The following is a 16,192-nucleotide window of genomic DNA, read 5'->3' as shown; positions in this document are numbered from 1 at the left end:
GCGGGGTCTAGGCGGGTTTTCATGCTGCGGCTGCTCGAAGGCGAGCCCTAGTCTCAGCGGGGTGTGGGTGCCGGGTCGTTGGTGGGGATGTAGGCGGGCAGCGACACCTCGACCGCGAACCCGCCGCCCGGCTCCCCGCCCGACGCGAAGGCACCGCCGATCAGCTCCACGCGCTGCCGCAGGCCCTCCAGCCCGGTGCCGGAGCCGCTGTTCACCAGGTCGGCGTCGGGCGGCGCCGTGGGCGGGGAGTTGCGGACCCGCAACCGCACGCCGTCGGCCCGGTACCGGACCTCCACCCGCGCCTGTGCGCCCGGCGCGTGCTTGCGCACGTTGGTCAGCGCCTCCTGGACGATCCGGTAGGCGGTGCGGCCGACCACCGGGGAGGCGAGCGGCGCGTCCCCGACCTCGACCAGCTCCGTCGCGACCCCCACCGAGTTCGACTCGCTGATCAGCGCGGACAGGTCCGGCAGCGGCGCGTGGTCGTCGTCATCGGCGTCGTCGCCGTCCATGGCGCGGCGCAGCAGCCCGATGACGTCCCGCAGCTCCTCCAGGGCCTGGCAGCCGGTGGCGCGCAGCTCCTCCGCGGCCTGGCGGGTGGCCTCGTCGGGGGCGTGCACGCGCAGCACGCCCGCCTGGAGCACCATGAGCGTCACCCGGTGCGCGACCACGTCGTGCATCTCGGCGGCCAGCCGGGCCCGCTCCTCGGCGCGGGCCTGCTCGGCGAGCAGGAACTGCTCGTGCTCGGCGCGCTCGGCCCGCTCCTGCAGCCCCTGCACGACGCGCCGCCGCTGCTGGACGTACATGCCGAGCAGGGCGCCGGCGATGACCGCGAACAGGCTGCGCGAGATCATCACGCCGCCGGTGCCGGTGTCCTGGCCCGCGATCTCGTGCAGCGACGCGCGCGGCAGCACCTCGGGGGTGAGCGAGACGAGCACGACCAGCGCGACCACCGGCGGCCAGCGCGTCCACGCCGGGCGGCCGGACGCGGGGAAGGCCATCACCGCGTAGGCGGCGAACGGCGCGGCCGGTGTCCACCAGAGGATCCGCCCGGCGTCGATGCGGCCGCCGGTGTGCAGCAGGGTGCCCGGCGCGGCGTACTCGACGGCCAGCAGCGCGCCCGCCAGGGCGGCGCTGATCCAGGCGACGGTGACGGGCGCCCGCCGCCGGACGGCCAGGGACAGGGCGGCCAGCACCAGCACGCCGGCCGTCGCGCCGCCGAACGGGCGCAGGACCGACTGGCCGTCCAGGGCCGCGCTCAGGGACGCGCCGACCGCCGTCAGCACCACCAGGACGTCGAGCGTCACGTCGCGGGCGAGGCCGGACCGAAGTCGCGGGAGGCTTCGCACACGACCACGGTACGGAACGGGCGAGCGCGTCGGCTGCCTACGAAAGTCGTGCGTGCGTGAGACCTGTGTCAGTTGCCGCCTCGGTTGCCGGTCGCCGCGTCGGCGTCCGTCAGGACGTGCCCAGCCCGGCCTCGTAGGCCAGCAGCCCGGCCTGGGTGCGGTTGTCGCAGCCCAGCTTGACCAGCATGCGCGAGACGTAGCCCTTCACCGTGGACTCGGTGAGGTGCAGCCGCCGCGCGATCTGGGCGTTCGACATGCCCTCGCCCAGGCAGGCGAGCACCTGCAGTTCGCGCTCGGTGAGCTGCTCGAACCGGGCCGTCCGCCGGGCGCGGTCCGACTCGCGGTCGGCGGCCCCCGCCAGCAGCCGCTGCGCGGCCACCGGCGACAGGACGGTGTGCCCGTCGGCGGCGACGCGCACGAGGTTCACCAAGTCGCCGGGCGGCGTCGACTTCAGCAGGAAGCCCGCGGCGCCGACGCGCAGGGCCTTGATCACGTACTCGTCGGCGTCGAAGGTCGTCAGCGCGACCGTGACGGGCGGCTCTCGGAACTCGGCGAGCCGGCGGATGGCGGTCAGCCCGTCCACGCCCGGCATCCGCAGGTCCATGAGGACCACGTCCGGACGGTGCCGGACGACGGTCTCGACCGCGGCGGCGCCGTCGTAGGCCTCGTCCACCACCTCGATGTCGTCGGCGGCGTTGAGGATCGTGCGCAGGTGCGCGCACACCATCGGCTCGTCGTCCACCACGACGACCCTGATCGTGCTAGCGCCCATGCCACCGGCTCTCCGCATCCGGGAATCGGGTCGTCCCCCCGCGGCCGCGCGCACGGCGCGGACCGGCCGCCCGGAAGACCGACGAAGCTCGCGTGATCACACCCGACAACAGTACGCACCCTGGCACCCGGGGTGAACCCGCCTCAACCCCCACCGGGGGGAGACCGCACGAAGGTAGCAGGCGCGCCGTTTCAAACGCTACTTCCGTCATCACCCCGCGCCGCCGGCGGCGGCTCGGAACGGCACCGGAACCCGCGCGCCGACGAATTCGCCCCATCGCATTGCCGGGCACCGTGGAAATCCGCAGCGCGCGACCTGCGACGCCACGGAAACCGGAAAAACGCAGGCGCGGTGCACGAATTATCCGAGGGGCGGGCACCGCGCGGCGGAATGGTCGCCGGAACTGTCGTACCGCGTCAGTTGTTCAGCAGGCCGGCCTCATAGGCGAGCAATCCGGCCTGGGTGCGGTTCGCGCAGTCGAGCTTCACCAGCAGCCGGGAGACGTATCCCTTCACCGTTCCCTCGGTGAGGTGCAGGCGCCGGGCGATCTGGACGTTGGACATGCCGTGGCCGAGGCATTTCAGCACCTCGGTCTCCCGCTCGGTCAGCCGGCCGATCAGCCGGGCCCGGCCGTGCTCGGCGCGCCGCCGCGCGTCGGCCGACAGCAGCAGCTGGCGGGCCACCGGCTGGGACATCACGGTGTGGCCGTCGGCGGCCACCCGCACCAGGCCGACCAGGTCCTCCGGCGGGGTGGACTTCAGCAGGAAGCCCGAGGCGCCCGCGCCCAGCGCGCGCAGCACGTGGTCGTCGGCGTCGAAGGTCGTCAGCGCGACGATCGCGGGCCGGTCGGCCGAGGCCGCGATGCGCTCGATCGCGGCCAGCCCGTCCACGCCCGGCATCCGCAGGTCCATCAGGATGACGTCGGGCCGCAGCCGCAGCGCCGCCTCCACCGCCTCGGCCCCGTCGTGGGCCTCGCCGACGACGTCGATGTCGCCGGTGGCGCCGAGAATGGTCCGCAGGTGGGCGCACACCATGGGCTCGTCGTCCACCAGCAGCACCTTGATCGGTTCATCGTCCACAGTGTCAGGCCCCCTTCGCCGACGCCCCCACGACGATCCGGAAACCGGAACGGAACTCCGCCGACAGAATACTCGCTGACGCGCCGGTGGCGAGGCCCGCAACGGACGCGGGCCGGGCGCCGGGAAAGTCGTCGAGTGTTCAACTTCCCGGGCCCGGAAACCCGGCCCGAAAGCCCGCCTCGGAAATCCGCCCGGAAACCGGGCGGGGAGAATTTTCCGGGCGGCCGTGGCGCGAATTCCCGCCGGTCCGCGCGATATAGGAAAAGCTTTCACCTTTGGCGGGGCCGCGCCCCCGCCGGTCCGCGCCGGCCGGCGGACTCCGGTCAGCGGCCTCCGGTCAGCAGCCTCCGGTCAGCAGCCGGAGCCGGTCGTGAGCCGGTCCCCGTGGCACGGCAGCTCCAGCGGGAGGTCCGCGCGGCGCCGCACGTTGAGCTTGCGGTAGACGCGGGTCAGGTGCTGCTCGACGGTGCTGACGGTGATGAACAGCTTGCCGGCGATCTGCCGGTTGGTGTGCCCCTGGGAGGCCAGCGCCGCGACCCGCAGCTCCGCGTCGCTGAGCTTGCCGATCAGGCCGGCGGTGGGCGCCTCCGCGCCGCCGGACGCGCGGGCCGCCCCGGTGATCTCCTGCGGCAGGATGCCCTTCGGCAGGTCCATCCCGGCGCGGTCGGCGAGCCGGTAGGCGGTGCGGGCCTCCGCGCGGGCCTGCGTCTCGTCCCCGAGCATGAACAGCGCCCGCCCGAGCTCGGCGCGGGCCTGGGCCAGCTCGAACCCGCCGTCCTGCTCCAGCAGGATGTCGATGGCCTCGCGCAGCAGCGCCGGCCGCTCGCGCAGGTCGCTCACCGCGGCGAGCAGCCGCAGCGACCGGGCCCGGGTGCTGGACCGGGCGTGGCCGAGCCGGGCCAGCTCCTCCTCGACCAGGTCGCGCGCCCGCGTGTGCTCGCCGAGCATGAGGTAGGCCTCGGCGAGGTCGGTGCGCCACGGGACGAGGGCGGGCAGGTCCAGGTCCCACTTGCGCATCAGGTCGCCGCACGCCCAGAAGTCGTCGAGCGCGGCGCGCGGCCGGGCCACCGCCATGTGGTAGCGGCCCCGCGCCGCCAGGTGGTACAGCCCGCCGATCGTCGCGAACGCGGCGCTCGGCACCGGCGTGTTGAGATGCTCCAGTGCCTCGTCGTACCTGCCGAGTGCGGTCGCGACGAGCACCATGTTGGCGATCGGCGCGCCGACGGCCACCCCCCAGCTCTCCGGCGACATCAGGGTCAGCGCGGCGCGGGCCGGTTCCTCGGCCTCGGCCGGCTTGCCCTGCCGGAGCAGGATGTTGGCGCGCACCGCGGCGAACAGCGCCTGCCAGGCGGGGGCGCCACGGTCGGCGGCCTGCCGGTGCAGCGCGTCGCACCAGTGGGCCGCCTCGGTGAGGCGGTCGGCGTAGACGAGGGCGCTGAGCGAGACCAGGATCATCGACATCGAGTCGGAGCCGAGCCGCGCGCCCTGCAGCACCTGCTCCGCCCGGCTGAGGGTGTCGTCGCCCTCGGCCTGCGCCATCATCCGGTCGAGGAGCAGCGCCAGCCGGTGCCAGCGGGTCCGGCTGATCGGCCCGGTGCCGGGCTCCACCGGCTCCGGCCGCGGCCGGCCCCACAGCTCGGGGCGGGCGAAGCCGAGCCAGAGCCGGGTCAGCTCGCGCTCCCGCAGGGCCGCCGCGTCCGGGAGCTGGCTCTCGTCGGGCGCGGTCCGGTCGAGGTGGTCGAGGATCTCCAGCGCCATGTCGTCGCGGCCCTGCCAGAGCAGGAACCCGGTCAGCGCGGACGCGTCGTGCCGGTCCAGCAGCCCGGCCTGCGCGGCCGCGACCAGCTCCGGCAGGTGCCGGGACGCGGCCAGCGGGTTCGCCTGCCACCTGGCCTTGAGCAGCGCCATCGCGACCGCCGCCCGCTCCCTCGGGTCGGCGCACGACTTCACGGCCAGCGTCAGGCAGCGGACGGCGGTCTCCACCTCGCCCGACGCGAGCGCCTGGTCGGCGGCCTCCCGCAGCACGGCGACCGTCCACGGGCGGTCGGCCCGTCCGGCGGCGACCAGATGCCGGGCGAGCGGCATCGCCGCCGCCCCGTGGGCGTGCAGCACGGTGGCGGCCAGATCGTGCAGATTGGCGCGTTCCGATGTCGGAACGGCGTCGAGCACCGCGGCGCGGACGGCCGGGTGGCGGTACCGGCCGTCCGCCAGGAGGCCGACCGCGGTCAGCCCGTCGAGCACCCGGGTCGTCAGCTCCACGGTGAGGGAGAGCATCTCGGCGAGGACGGCGGGGGAGGCGAGGTCGTCCAGCACGGCGAGCGCCGGCGCGACCCGCAGCGCCTCGGGCTCGCACCGGTACAGGCAGCTCGACACCGCCTGGCCGAAGGCGATGCCCGGCACCGGGTCGCGGCCCGCGCCGGCGGCGCGCAGGTCCTCGATCAGGGCGCCCGCCAGCAGCGGGCTGCCGCCGCTCATCCGGTGGTGGCGGGGGGCCGCCTCGCGCGCGTCGGCCGTGCCCAGCTCGGCGGCCAGCAGCTCGGCCACCCCCGCGACCGAGAGCGGCCCGAGCCGGAGCTGCCGGCAGCGGGGCTGGCGGAGCAGCTCGGCGCGGAACCGGGCGTACTCCGGCTGGAATGCCGGCCGTTCCGCCAGCACGAGCAGAACACGATTCGGCCGCAGCCGCCGGGCCAGGTAGAGCAGGAACTGCAGGGACAGCGGGTCGCTGTAATGGACGTCGTCGACGGCGACCACAAGCGGACTCTGCTCGGATAGCTCGAACAGCGTCTTGCACATTTCGTGCAGGATATGTATGGTCGCGCCCGCGGTGGCGGAGTCCGGCGCGGCAAATGTCAGCGCGCCGGCGTCGAGTAATTCACTGATCTGCTCGGTATTGCTGCCCGGCAATTGCGCGGCGGTCAGGACCTGGACCGCCACGCCCAGCGGGAGCGCCTGTTCCGCGGGTGCGGCCGTGGCCGCCAGTACGACGCCCCCCGCGCCCGTGACATGGTCCGAGAACCCCTGCAGCAGAGCGGACTTGCCGCTGGTGGCGGAGCCGCCGACGAGGACGATTCCACCCCTCCCCGCCGCGCATTCGCGGTGCAGCCGCTCCAGGCAGGAGATCTCTTCGGTGCGTTCGACCAGCTTCTTGGGCCACACCCCGTTCCACACCATCCTTCCCCGTCATTCGTCGTCCTTGAGAGCACTGATGTCGCACGGCGGCCGGCGCGTGTGATGGGCGGGGTTATGATCAGCTTGCCATAGCGCCCGCCCGGCTGACCATGCGCGATCTGTTGGCGCAGTTGATCAGAGCGTGACCGATACAGGGTTGACCTTGCCTGTTCCGGGTATCGGTTAAATGCTCATTAACAACTACTCTCACCTGCGCTTATCACCAACTCTGATACGCCTTATGACTTTCGTTGGTATACGCCGGGCGGCCCGCTGTGAAAGAATTCCCGATCTTCGCTGCGGAGGCCGGGCACGGCGGAGCCCGGCGCCAGGTCGGACGCCGGGCTCCGGGTGGCGGGCCGGGGGTCAGCGGACGCCGGCGGGCACCGGTCCGTCCACGTCGACCACGTGTGCGCGCTCGCGGATCTCGTCGAGCAGCGCCGCGCGCCGCAGCAGCGCGTCGAGGCTCCGCCGGAGCCGGTGCTCCCCGTCCCCGGAGGCGCCGAGAGCGCGCACCGACCCGGCGAACGCCCGCAGGGCCGCCGCGAACTGGTCGTCGGCGGGCAGCGTGATCTCCTCGACGTGGTCCTGCCGCTCGACGCGCGCCACGGTGCGCAGCGTCGGCGGGGTGGTGAAGGCCCGTTCGAGGGTGAGCCGGCCGTGCGCCCCCCAGATCGACTGGGCCGAGCGGTAACCGGTCTCGAAGCTGAACATCAGCTCGGCGGGCACGCCGTCCGCCGAGCACAGCAGGGCGTTGCCGCCGACGTCCACGCCGAGGTCGCCGGCCATGCGCAGCATCGAGCCGAGCACGCTCAGCTCGTCACCGAGGAGCAGCTGCGCCGCCCGCACCACGTACGAGCCGAGGTCCAGCAGCGCCCCGCCGCCCAGTTCGGCGTCGTAGCGGATGTCGCCCGGCGGCCGGGGCGGGATCCCGAACACGGCGCGCAGCCCGCGCGGCTCACCGACGGCCCCCTCGTCGATCAGCCTCCGGACGGCGCGGTGCTGCGCGTGGTGCACGAAGGTGAAGTTCTCGCCCACCCACAGCCCGCGCCCGCCCGCCAGCGCCGCGAGGTCCGCGGCCTCGGCCGCACTGGTGACGGCCGGTTTCTCCAGGAGCACGTGCTTGCCGGCCTCCAGCGCCCGGCGGCCCCACAGGTGGTGCAGGCCGGACGGCAGCGGGACGTAGACCGCGTCGACGTCGGTCCGGGCGAGCAACTCCTCGTAGCCCGCCAGCGCGTCGCCGCCGAACCGCGCGGCGAACCGCTCCGCCTTGGCCCGGTCGCGGCCGGCGCAGGCCACGAGCACGACGTCCGGCACCCGCTCCATCGCCGGCAGGGCGTTGCGCCAGGCGATGTCGGCGCAGCCCAGCAGCCCCATGCGCAGCGGCGGTGGCCGCATCGTTCGTCCCCTTCCTCTCGGGCCGTCACCACAGGCTGTGCACGCACGCCAGCAGGCTGCGCGCCTCGATGTCCAAGTAGTGGCCGTGCTGCACCAGCTCCATGAGCTGCCGCACCGTCAGCCAGCGGTAGTTCTCGGGGACGCGGGCCGGGAAGCCGTCACCCGCCTCCACCACCCGGTAGCGGGTCTGGGCGTGGTAGAAGCGCCCGCCCTCCTCCGACAGCAGCGTGTCGAAGCGCACCCGCGCCGGGTCGGCGGTCATCGCCGCCGCGCCGAAGGGCAGCGCGGCGGCGGCCGCGGCCGGGTCGGCGCACGGCGGCACGTACACGGTCGGCGCCAGCTCCACCAGATCGCGGAGGCCGGGCTGCGGCCGGGCCTGGACCAGCAGGTGCAGGACGCCGCCGAACGAGCGGGCGACGAAGGCCGCCGCCGCGTGCCCGCGCGGCGCGAGCAGCGGCTGCGACCAGGTCGCGACCTCCCGGTTCCCGGCGCGCACGCGGGTCGCCAGGATCCGGAAGCCGCCCCGGCCGTCGTCGGCGATCTCGTCCGCGGAGCGCGCCCAGCCGGCGACGCCGTTCAGCGGGACGAGGTCCACCCGCCAGTGGCACGCCGCCTTCATCTCCGTGAACCAGCTCAGCACCTCGCGCCGGGAGTGCAGCGCGCCCGACCCGCCGGCCGCGTAGGAGCGCAGCAGCGCACCGGTGAACGCCTCGTCCGGGCCGGCCCGGTGCGCCGCGAGGTGGTCGCCGGGGCGCGGGGCGGTGAACGGTATCGACGCGAGGACGGTCCGCGCGTCCATGCTCACCAGGTTGTCGTGCGCCAGCAGGGCGCGCAGCTCGCCGATGGTCACCCAGTGGAAGTCGTCGTGGTCGGGCACGTCCCCGAGCGCCTGCACCACCATGTTGCGGTTGCGCTTGCCGAGGAACCACGCGCCCTGCTCGGACTGCAGCACGTCCACCAGCACCCGGGAGCCGCGCCGCGGCGCGAGGAAGTACTCCAGGTACCGGGTCCGCGCGCCGCGGTGCACCCGGCTGTAGTTGCTGCGGGTCGCCTGGACGGTCGGCGAGAGCTGCACCGCGTTGACGTTGCCCGGCTCCATCTTCGCCTGCATGAGGAAATGCAGGACGCCGTCGAATTCCTTGGCCAGGATCCCGAGAATGCCGATCTCCGGCTGGTGCAGGATCGGCTGCGACCAGAGCTCGGCCCCGCCCTCGCTCACCCGCAGCCCCTCGACCGTGAAGAATCTGCCGCTCGCGTGCCGCAGATTTCCGGTGTCCGAGGCGAAATGCCAGCTGTCCATTTCGCGGAACGGGATCCGGGTGACCTCGAAGCGGCCGTCCCGGTGCCGCCCGTCCCACCACTTGCGGAACGCCGAGGACGGTCCCGCCTGGTGGTCGATGGAGGCCGACCGGGTGAACTTCGCGGCTCCGTCCAGCGTGTGATCGTCTTCCGAGGGCGCGATCGCAGGGCTCACCGGGTGCCTCCGTCCAGGTCTCGGCGGCCAGTTCATACGGGTCCGCTGAAGCGGCGACAATGCGCCGCCAAAGTCGGTGACAAAGGCGTTGTAAATGACTTTCCCAGTATTGCGCGGTGGAATTCCGATCATTTACGCTGCGGGCGTTATCTGCCGATGTCCGACTGCGGAGGGTGCATGGACGACGCGATGATCGCGGCCGAGGGGCTGCGCAAGCGGTTCGGCGAGACCTGGGCGCTGGCCGGCCTGGACCTGCGCGTCGCGCCGGGCACCGTCTGCGGGCTGCTCGGACCGAACGGCGCGGGCAAGACCACCGCGGTGCGGGTGCTGTCCACGCTGTGCGCGCCGGACGCCGGACGGGCCAGGATCGCCGGGTTCGACGCCGTGAAGGAGCCGGCGCAGGTGCGCGCCCGGATCGGGGTCGCCCGCCAGTACGCCGCGCTCGACGAGGCGCTCACCGGGCGCGACAACCTGCGCCTGTTCGGCCGGCTCTACCACCTGTCCCGGCGCGAGGCCCGGCGGCGGGCCGACGAACTGCTGGACCGGTTCCGGCTGGCGCACGCCGCCGACCGGCAGGTGCGCACCTACTCCGGGGGCATGCGCCGCCGGCTCGACCTGATCACCAGCCTGATCATCGCGCCGAAGGTGCTGTTCCTGGACGAGCCGACGACCGGGCTCGACCCGCTCAGCCGGGGCGAGATCTGGGACACGGTCCGCACCCTCGTCGCCGAGGGCACCACGGTGCTGCTCACCACCCAGTACCTGGAGGAGGCGGACCAGCTCGCCGACGACATCGCGGTGGTGGACCGGGGCCGGATCGTCGCGTCCGGCCCGCCCGACGCGCTGAAGGGCATCATCGGCGACCGGGTGGACGTCACGCTGGCCCGTCCCGCCCCGGTGGAGCGGGCGGCGGCGCTGCTCGCGGCCGAGATCGGCGACGGGCCCGCCGAGCTGCGCGAGGACGGCTTCAGCCTGCCGGTCCCGACCGGCGCGGCGACCCTGGTCGACGTCGTGCGGCGGCTGGACGCCGGGGGGATCGCGGCGGTGGACGTCGCGCTGCGCCGTCCCACCCTGGACGAGGTGTTCCTGCACCTGACCGCGCGGGGCGGCCCCGATCCCGAACGGGCCGGCGACCAGGTGCGGGAGGCGGTGTGATGGCGACCCGGGGAGGTGCCGCCGCGACGGTCCCCGTCGTCCCGACGACGGCGGCGGCGCGGCTGCGCTGGGCCGTGGCCGACGGGCTGACCCTCGTCGGCCGCCCGCTGACCCAGCTTCGCCGGCAGCCGCAGGTGCTGGTCGCCGCGCTGATGTTCCCGGTGATCATGGTGCTGCTGTTCGGCTACGTACTGGGCAGCGCCGTCGAGGTGCCCGGCGGCGGCGACTACCGCGAGTACCTGATGCCGGGCCTGTTCGTGATGATGTCGTTCACCAGCGTCTCCACCGTCGCGACCGACGCGGCCGTGGACGCCCAGCGCGGCATCCTGGACCGGATCCGCTCGATGCCGGTGTCGCGGGTCGCGGTGCCGCTGGGGCAGTCCGGGGCCGACATGCTCATCGGCACGATCGGCCTGCTGCTGATGATGGCCTGCGGCGTGGTGGTCGGCTGGCAGCCGCACGCGGGCGCGGCGAACGCCGCCGCCGCGGTCGGGCTGACGCTGCTGCTGCGGTACGCGATGACGTGGGTGGGCCTGTTCATCGGGCTGGCCGCGGGCTCGGAGGAGATGGCCGGGCGGCTCGCCCCGTTCTTCTTCCCGGTCGCGCTGATCTCGACCGCGTTCGTGCCCACCGGCGACATGCCGGGCTGGCTGCGCACCATCGCCGAATGGAACCCGGTCAGCGCCGGGGTGGTGGCGGGGCGGGAGCTGTTCGGCAGCCCGGGTGCCCGGCTGGCGGACCCGGCGCTGCCGCTGCAACATCCGGTTATCGCCACCGTGGCGTGGTCGGTGGCGCTGCTGGCGGTCTTCGTGCCGCTGACGGTGCGCAGCTACCGGGTGAAGGAGACCTGAGCGTCGTCGCCGGCCGCGTCCGGGCCGGTCGGCAGGGTCGCCTCCACGCGGAAGCCGCCGCCGTCCGCCGGCCCGGCGGCGAACGATCCGCCGACCATCTCGACCCGCTGCCGCAGGCCGCGCAGCCCCATCCCGGAGCCGGCGGCGGCGAGCACCCCGTCCTCGCCGGTGGGGGCGGTGTTGGCCACGGTCACCGAAACCGTGCCGGGGTCGCGGCGCAGCCGCACCTCGACCCGCGCGCCCGGGGCGTGCTTGCGCACGTTGGTGAGGGCCTCCTGGACGACGCGGTGGACGGTGCGGCCGACCGCGGGCGGGGCGAGCGGCGGGCCGCCCTCCTCCGCCAGCGCGACCGGCACCCCCACCGACTCCGACTCGGCGATCAGCCGGGACAGGTCGATCCGCTCGGCCGGCCCCGGGCCGTCGCGGGGCGGGGCGATCGGTTCGCCGCCGCGCCGCAGCAGGCCCACCACGTCCCGCAGCTCCTCCAGCGCGGCGCAGCCGGTGGAGCGGATCTGCTCGACGGCGGCGCGCGACTCCTCGTCCGGCAGGGTGACCCGCAGGGCGCCGGCCTGCAGCACCATGAGGCTGACCTGGTGGGTCACCACGTCGTGCATCTCGGCGGCGAGGCGCGCCCGCTCCTCCGCGCGCGCCTGCTCGGCCAGCAGGTGGCGTTCCCGCTCCGCGCGCTCGGCGCGTTCGACCAGCGTGTGCACCATGCGGCGGCGCGCCCCCGCATACAGCCCGAGCAGCGCGCCGACCGCGAGGAAGGCCATGCTGCGGAAGACCACCGCGTCGGTGGAGCCGGGGCCGCCCTGCTCCGGCCCGGGGATCGCCCAGCCCATCAGCGCCGCGCCCACGGCCATCACCGCCGGCGGCGCCCAGGCGGCACGGGCGCTCTTCACGAAGGCGAGCGCGGCGTACGCGGCGAAGGGCGCGGCGGGCGTCCAGGCGAGCAGTTCGGTGTAGTCGGCGTCCCCGCCGTGCCGGAAGAAGGTGCCGGGGACGACCAGCTCCGCCGCCGGGACCAGCACCGCCGCGACGGCCACCGCCCAGGTGGCGGCGAGCGGCGCGCGGCGGCGCCAGAACAGCGCCGGCGCCAGCCCGGGGACGAGCAGGTAGGTGAGGCCGCCGGCCGGCTTCAGCGGAGCGTCCGGCGTCGTGGTGACGGCGAGGCCGAGCAGCAGGACGGCCAGTACCACGGCGAGGTCGGTGAGGACGGCACCCCGGGGGGTGCTCCAGGGGCGCCGCAGCACAGGCTTCACGTACTCAAATGTAAGCGCTCCCGGCCCGCCGCCGGGTGTGCCCGCGGCGGTGCGGGGCCCTACGAAAGTGGCTTCCCGCGTCCGGCGGCCTGCACCTTCGTACGCCGCGCTCCGTACCTTGCCCGCTGTCGGCGGCCCCCACCGAGCGGCTGGAATCGAGACGAGGCCGGAGCACCGGGCGGCCGGCCCCGCGAAGCCACGTGACCACGCGAGTCCACGTGACCACGCAAGTCCACGCGACCCCGCAAGTCCCGTGACGAGGAACCTCCTGATGAAGGAAACGGATATGAGCAGCAGCGCAACCGCGAGTACCGAGCCGCGCGTCGCCGCGGCCGCCGCGCGGGCCGAGCACGTCACCAAGACCTACGTGACCGGCGCGGCCACCGTCACCGCGCTCGACGACGTCAGCGTGGAGATCCCCCGGGCCCGGTTCACCGCGGTCATGGGGCCGTCCGGGTCCGGCAAGTCCACGCTCATGCACTGCATGGCCGGGCTGGACCGGGTCAGCGGCGGCGAGGTCTACATCGGCGACGCGGCCCTGTCCGGCCTGAACGACAAGCGCCTCACCGCGCTGCGCCGGGACAAGATCGGCTTCGTCTTCCAGGCGTTCAACCTCGTCCCGACGCTGACGGCGCTGGAGAACATCACGCTCCCGATGGACATCGCGGGGCGCAAGCCCGACCGGGCCTGGGTCGACAAGATCATCGACACGGTGGGGCTGCGGCCCCGGCTCGGCCACCGGCCGGCCGAGCTGTCCGGAGGCCAGCAGCAGCGGGTCGCCTGCGCCCGCGCGCTGGCCTCCCGCCCGGAGATCGTCTTCGCGGACGAGCCGACCGGCAACCTCGACTCCCGCTCCAGCGGCGAGGTGCTGGCGTTCCTGCGGGACTCGGTGCGCGACCTGGAGCAGACCATCGTGATGGTCACCCACGACCCGGCCGCCGCGGGCTACGCCGACGAGGTGCTGTTCCTGTCCGACGGGAAGATCGTCGACCGGATGGCCGAGCCGACCGCCGAGCGCGTCCTGGAGCGCATGAAGGGCTTCGAGCTGCCGGGGGGCGAGCGGTCGTGATGGCACGCCTGGCCCTGCGGGGCCTGCTCGCGCACAAGCTGCGGCTGGGGCTCACCGCGCTCGCGGTCATCCTCAGCGTCGGCTTCGTGTCCGGCACGATGATCCTGTCGGCCACCCTGGACAAGTCGATCGGCAGCGCCTTCTCCGACCTCGGCCGGGGCACCGACGCGGTCGTGCGCACCCAGCGCGCGGTCAGCACCGAGCTCGGCACCGACGCGCCCGACCGGCCCGTGCCCGCGTCGCTGCTGGCGACGATCCGGTCCGCGCCCGGCGTCGCGAAGGTGCACGGCGAGGTCACCGGCTTCGCGGGCGTCGTCGACAAGAAGGGCAAGATCTACGGGTCGCCGCCGCAGACCGGCCGGGACTGGAACGCCGACCCGGACCTGTCGCCGATGCGGCTGAAGTCCGGGACGGGGCCGCGCGCCGCCGACGAGATCGCCCTCGACCAGAACACCGCGGACGCGACCGGCTACAAGGCCGGCGACCGGGTCCAGGTGGTGCTGGCGTCCGGCGTGCGGACCTTCACCGTCTCCGGGATCTTCCAGTACGGCTCGTCGGACGCGCTCAGTGCCCTGGTCGTGACCGCGTTCCAGCCGCAGGCCGCCGAGAGGCTGCTGATGGAGCACCCCGGCACCTACCGGCAGATCTCCGTGCACGCCGCGCCGGGGGTGTCGCAGACCGAGCTGCGCGACGCGATCGCGCGGGTGCTGCCGTCCGGCTACGAGGCCGTCACCGGCACGAAGGCGATCGACGAGCAGACCGCGTCCGTCAAGGACGTGCTGAAGATGCTGCGGACGTTCGTGCTGGTCTTCGCGTTCGTCGCCGTGTTCGTCGGCTCGTTCATCATCTTCAACACGTTCTCGATGCTGGTGTCGCAGCGGACCCGGGAGCTGGCGCTGCTGCGCGCGATCGGGGCGTCCCGCCGCCAGGTCACGCTGATGGTGATGGGCGAGGCGCTCGGCGTCGGGTTCCTCGGCTCGACGATCGGCCTGCTCGCCGGCGGCGGGCTCGGCCTCGGGCTGATCGCGCTGTTCGGCGCGCTGGACTTCGGCGTCCCCGCCGGCGACCTGACCCTGCCGCCCATGGCGGTGCTGTGGTCGTACGCGGTGGGCATGCTGGTCACGCTCGTCGGCGCCTACCTGCCCGCGTCGCGGGCGGCGCGGATCCCGCCGGTCGCGGCGATGCGCGACGACGCGGTGGCCGCGAGCGGCCGGTCGCTGCGGCTGCGCGCGATCGCCGGGACGATCGAGGCGGTCGCCGGCGCGGTCGTGATGGCGATCGGGTTCGGCGGGTCCGGCGACGCGGCGCTGGTCATCGCGGGCGGCGGCGCCGCCGCGCTGTTCATCGGCATCACCACGCTCAGCCCGATCGTCAGCCGCCCCGCGACGCGGCTGCTCGGCTGGCCGTTCGCCCGGATCGCCGGCGTCACCGGCCGGATGAGCCGGGAGAACGCGCAGCGCAACCCGCGCCGCACCGCCGCCACCGCGTCCGCGCTGATGATCGGGCTGACCCTGGTCAGCGGCGTGTCGGTGATCTCCGCGTCGATGGTCGCCTCGACCGACCGGCAGGTGGACGAGGGCCTCACCGCCGACTACCGGATCGACGCTCCGAGCTCGCTCACCCCGCTCAGCACCGAGGTGCGGGACGCAGTGGCGAAGACGCCCGGCGTGCGGGACGCGATCGGCGTCGCCACCGCCCCGTTCAAGCTGGACGGCAAGGCGAGCCGCGCCACCGCCGGCGACGCCGCCGGGCTGGTGCGGCTGTACCGGCTGCGCATCGAGGCGGGCTCGTCCTCGCTCGGGCCCGACCAGCTCCTCGTCAACCGCAAGACGGCCGACGACAGGGGCTGGAAGGTCGGGTCCGCCGTGCCCGGCCAGTACCAGGACGGCACCCGCGCCACCTTCCGGATCGCCGGGATCTACGCCGACGTCAAGTCGGTGCTGGAGACCGCGCCCACGATCATCCTCGGCGCGGGCAGCTACGCCGAGCACTACTCGGACGCGCAGATCGACCAGATCGACATCATCAAGGCGCCCGGGACGGACGCGGCGGCGGTCGAGCGCGCGCTGCGCGGCACCCTGGACCGCTGGCCCAACCTGGACCTGAAGAACCGGGAGCAGATCAAGGAGCAGTACACCGCGAGCATCGACCTGCTGCTGCGCGTGGTCCTGGTGCTGCTCGCGCTGTCGATCGTCATCGCCGCGCTCGGCATCGTGAACACGCTGGCGCTGTCGGTGGTGGAGCGGACCCGCGAGATCGGGCTGCTGCGCGCGATCGGCATGCAGCGCGGGCAGGTGCGCCGGATGATCCGGTTCGAGGCCGTGGTCATCTCCACCTTCGGCGCGCTGCTCGGCCTCGCGGTGGGCGTCGTGATCGCGGTGAGCATCCAGAACGCGGCGGCCGACGAGGGGATGGACGTCCTGTCGGTGCCGGTCGGGCAGCTGGCGCTGTACGTGCTGGCCTCGGCCCTCATCGGGGTCGTCGCGGCGGTCTGGCCCGCCCGGCGCGCCTCGACGATGGACGTCCTGCGGGCCATCGGCTCGACCGAGTAGCCCCCGCCGCCGTCCGGGCGCGCCCGCCCGCGCCCGGACGGCGGGGGACGACCCGATCCGACCCAC

At 74.1% G+C, this 16,192-nt stretch carries 11 protein-coding genes; 4 read left to right on the top strand and 7 right to left on the bottom strand.

The genetic code is table 11. From position 1 onward, the window contains the following. Positions 1 to 53: 53 nt before the first annotated feature. From ACGFI1_RS30295 to ACGFI1_RS30270, 6 genes are all read right to left on the bottom strand, one after another. Complete coding sequence (locus tag ACGFI1_RS30295) at positions 54 to 1,346, bottom strand: sensor histidine kinase (protein WP_392790195.1); 1,293 nt, start codon at positions 1,344 to 1,346, stop codon at positions 54 to 56. Between the two features lie 109 nt (positions 1,347 to 1,455). Beyond that, complete coding sequence (locus ACGFI1_RS30290) at positions 1,456 to 2,118, bottom strand: response regulator (protein WP_392790192.1); 663 nt, start codon at positions 2,116 to 2,118, stop codon at positions 1,456 to 1,458. A gap of 416 nt (positions 2,119 to 2,534) precedes the next feature. Continuing rightward, a complete protein-coding gene (locus tag ACGFI1_RS30285; RefSeq protein ID WP_392790190.1) occupies positions 2,535 to 3,197 on the bottom strand; it encodes a response regulator in 663 nt (220 codons plus the stop codon). 351 nt (positions 3,198 to 3,548) lie between these two features. Continuing rightward, complete coding sequence (locus tag ACGFI1_RS30280) at positions 3,549 to 6,368, bottom strand: helix-turn-helix transcriptional regulator (RefSeq protein WP_138641290.1); 2,820 nt, start codon at positions 6,366 to 6,368, stop codon at positions 3,549 to 3,551. A 363-nt stretch (positions 6,369 to 6,731) separates the two neighbouring features. Beyond that, positions 6,732 to 7,763: a Gfo/Idh/MocA family protein gene (locus ACGFI1_RS30275; RefSeq protein WP_392790188.1), complete on the bottom strand. Its 1,032-nt coding sequence runs from the start codon at positions 7,761 to 7,763 to the stop codon at positions 6,732 to 6,734. Between the two features lie 25 nt (positions 7,764 to 7,788). After that, positions 7,789 to 9,237 (bottom strand): NDP-hexose 2,3-dehydratase family protein, encoded by a 1,449-nt coding sequence (locus ACGFI1_RS30270; RefSeq protein ID WP_392790186.1) that lies wholly within the window; start codon positions 9,235 to 9,237, stop codon positions 7,789 to 7,791. 177 nt (positions 9,238 to 9,414) lie between these two features. Between ACGFI1_RS30270 and ACGFI1_RS30265 the strand changes: the two genes are divergently transcribed. Together ACGFI1_RS30265 and ACGFI1_RS30260 are read left to right on the top strand one after the other, a co-directional pair. After that, complete coding sequence (locus ACGFI1_RS30265; RefSeq protein WP_392790184.1) at positions 9,415 to 10,392, top strand: ATP-binding cassette domain-containing protein; 978 nt, start codon at positions 9,415 to 9,417, stop codon at positions 10,390 to 10,392. Further along, positions 10,392 to 11,243 (top strand): ABC transporter permease, encoded by an 852-nt coding sequence (locus ACGFI1_RS30260; protein WP_386876895.1) that lies wholly within the window; start codon positions 10,392 to 10,394, stop codon positions 11,241 to 11,243. Before ACGFI1_RS30265 ends, ACGFI1_RS30260 begins: the two co-directional genes overlap by 1 nt. On the opposite strand, the gene ACGFI1_RS30255 is transcribed toward ACGFI1_RS30260, so the two are convergent. Further along, positions 11,222 to 12,505: a sensor histidine kinase gene (locus ACGFI1_RS30255; protein ID WP_392790181.1), complete on the bottom strand. Its 1,284-nt coding sequence runs from the start codon at positions 12,503 to 12,505 to the stop codon at positions 11,222 to 11,224. The two genes, ACGFI1_RS30260 and ACGFI1_RS30255, sit on opposite strands and share 22 nt — an antisense overlap. A gap of 286 nt (positions 12,506 to 12,791) precedes the next feature. On the opposite strand from ACGFI1_RS30255, the gene ACGFI1_RS30250 reads away from it, so the two are divergent. After that, entirely contained in the window at positions 12,792 to 13,574 is a 783-nt protein-coding gene (locus ACGFI1_RS30250; protein WP_138634176.1) for an ABC transporter ATP-binding protein, read from the top strand. Further along, positions 13,574 to 16,126 carry an ABC transporter permease gene (locus ACGFI1_RS30245; RefSeq protein ID WP_386876892.1) on the top strand — a complete coding sequence of 851 codons (2,553 nt, stop codon included), beginning with the start codon at positions 13,574 to 13,576 and terminating at the stop codon, positions 16,124 to 16,126. The genes ACGFI1_RS30250 and ACGFI1_RS30245 overlap by 1 nt, the downstream gene beginning before the upstream one ends. Positions 16,127 to 16,192: the final 66 nt, after the last annotated feature.

Source organism: Actinomadura geliboluensis, from assembly GCF_043197915.1.
In the GTDB taxonomy this organism is placed as follows: Bacteria; Actinomycetota; Actinomycetes; order Streptosporangiales; family Streptosporangiaceae; genus Spirillospora; species Spirillospora geliboluensis.
The sequence above is the reverse complement of the archived record's forward strand: the minus strand, read 5'-3'. Positions and strand labels throughout refer to the sequence as shown.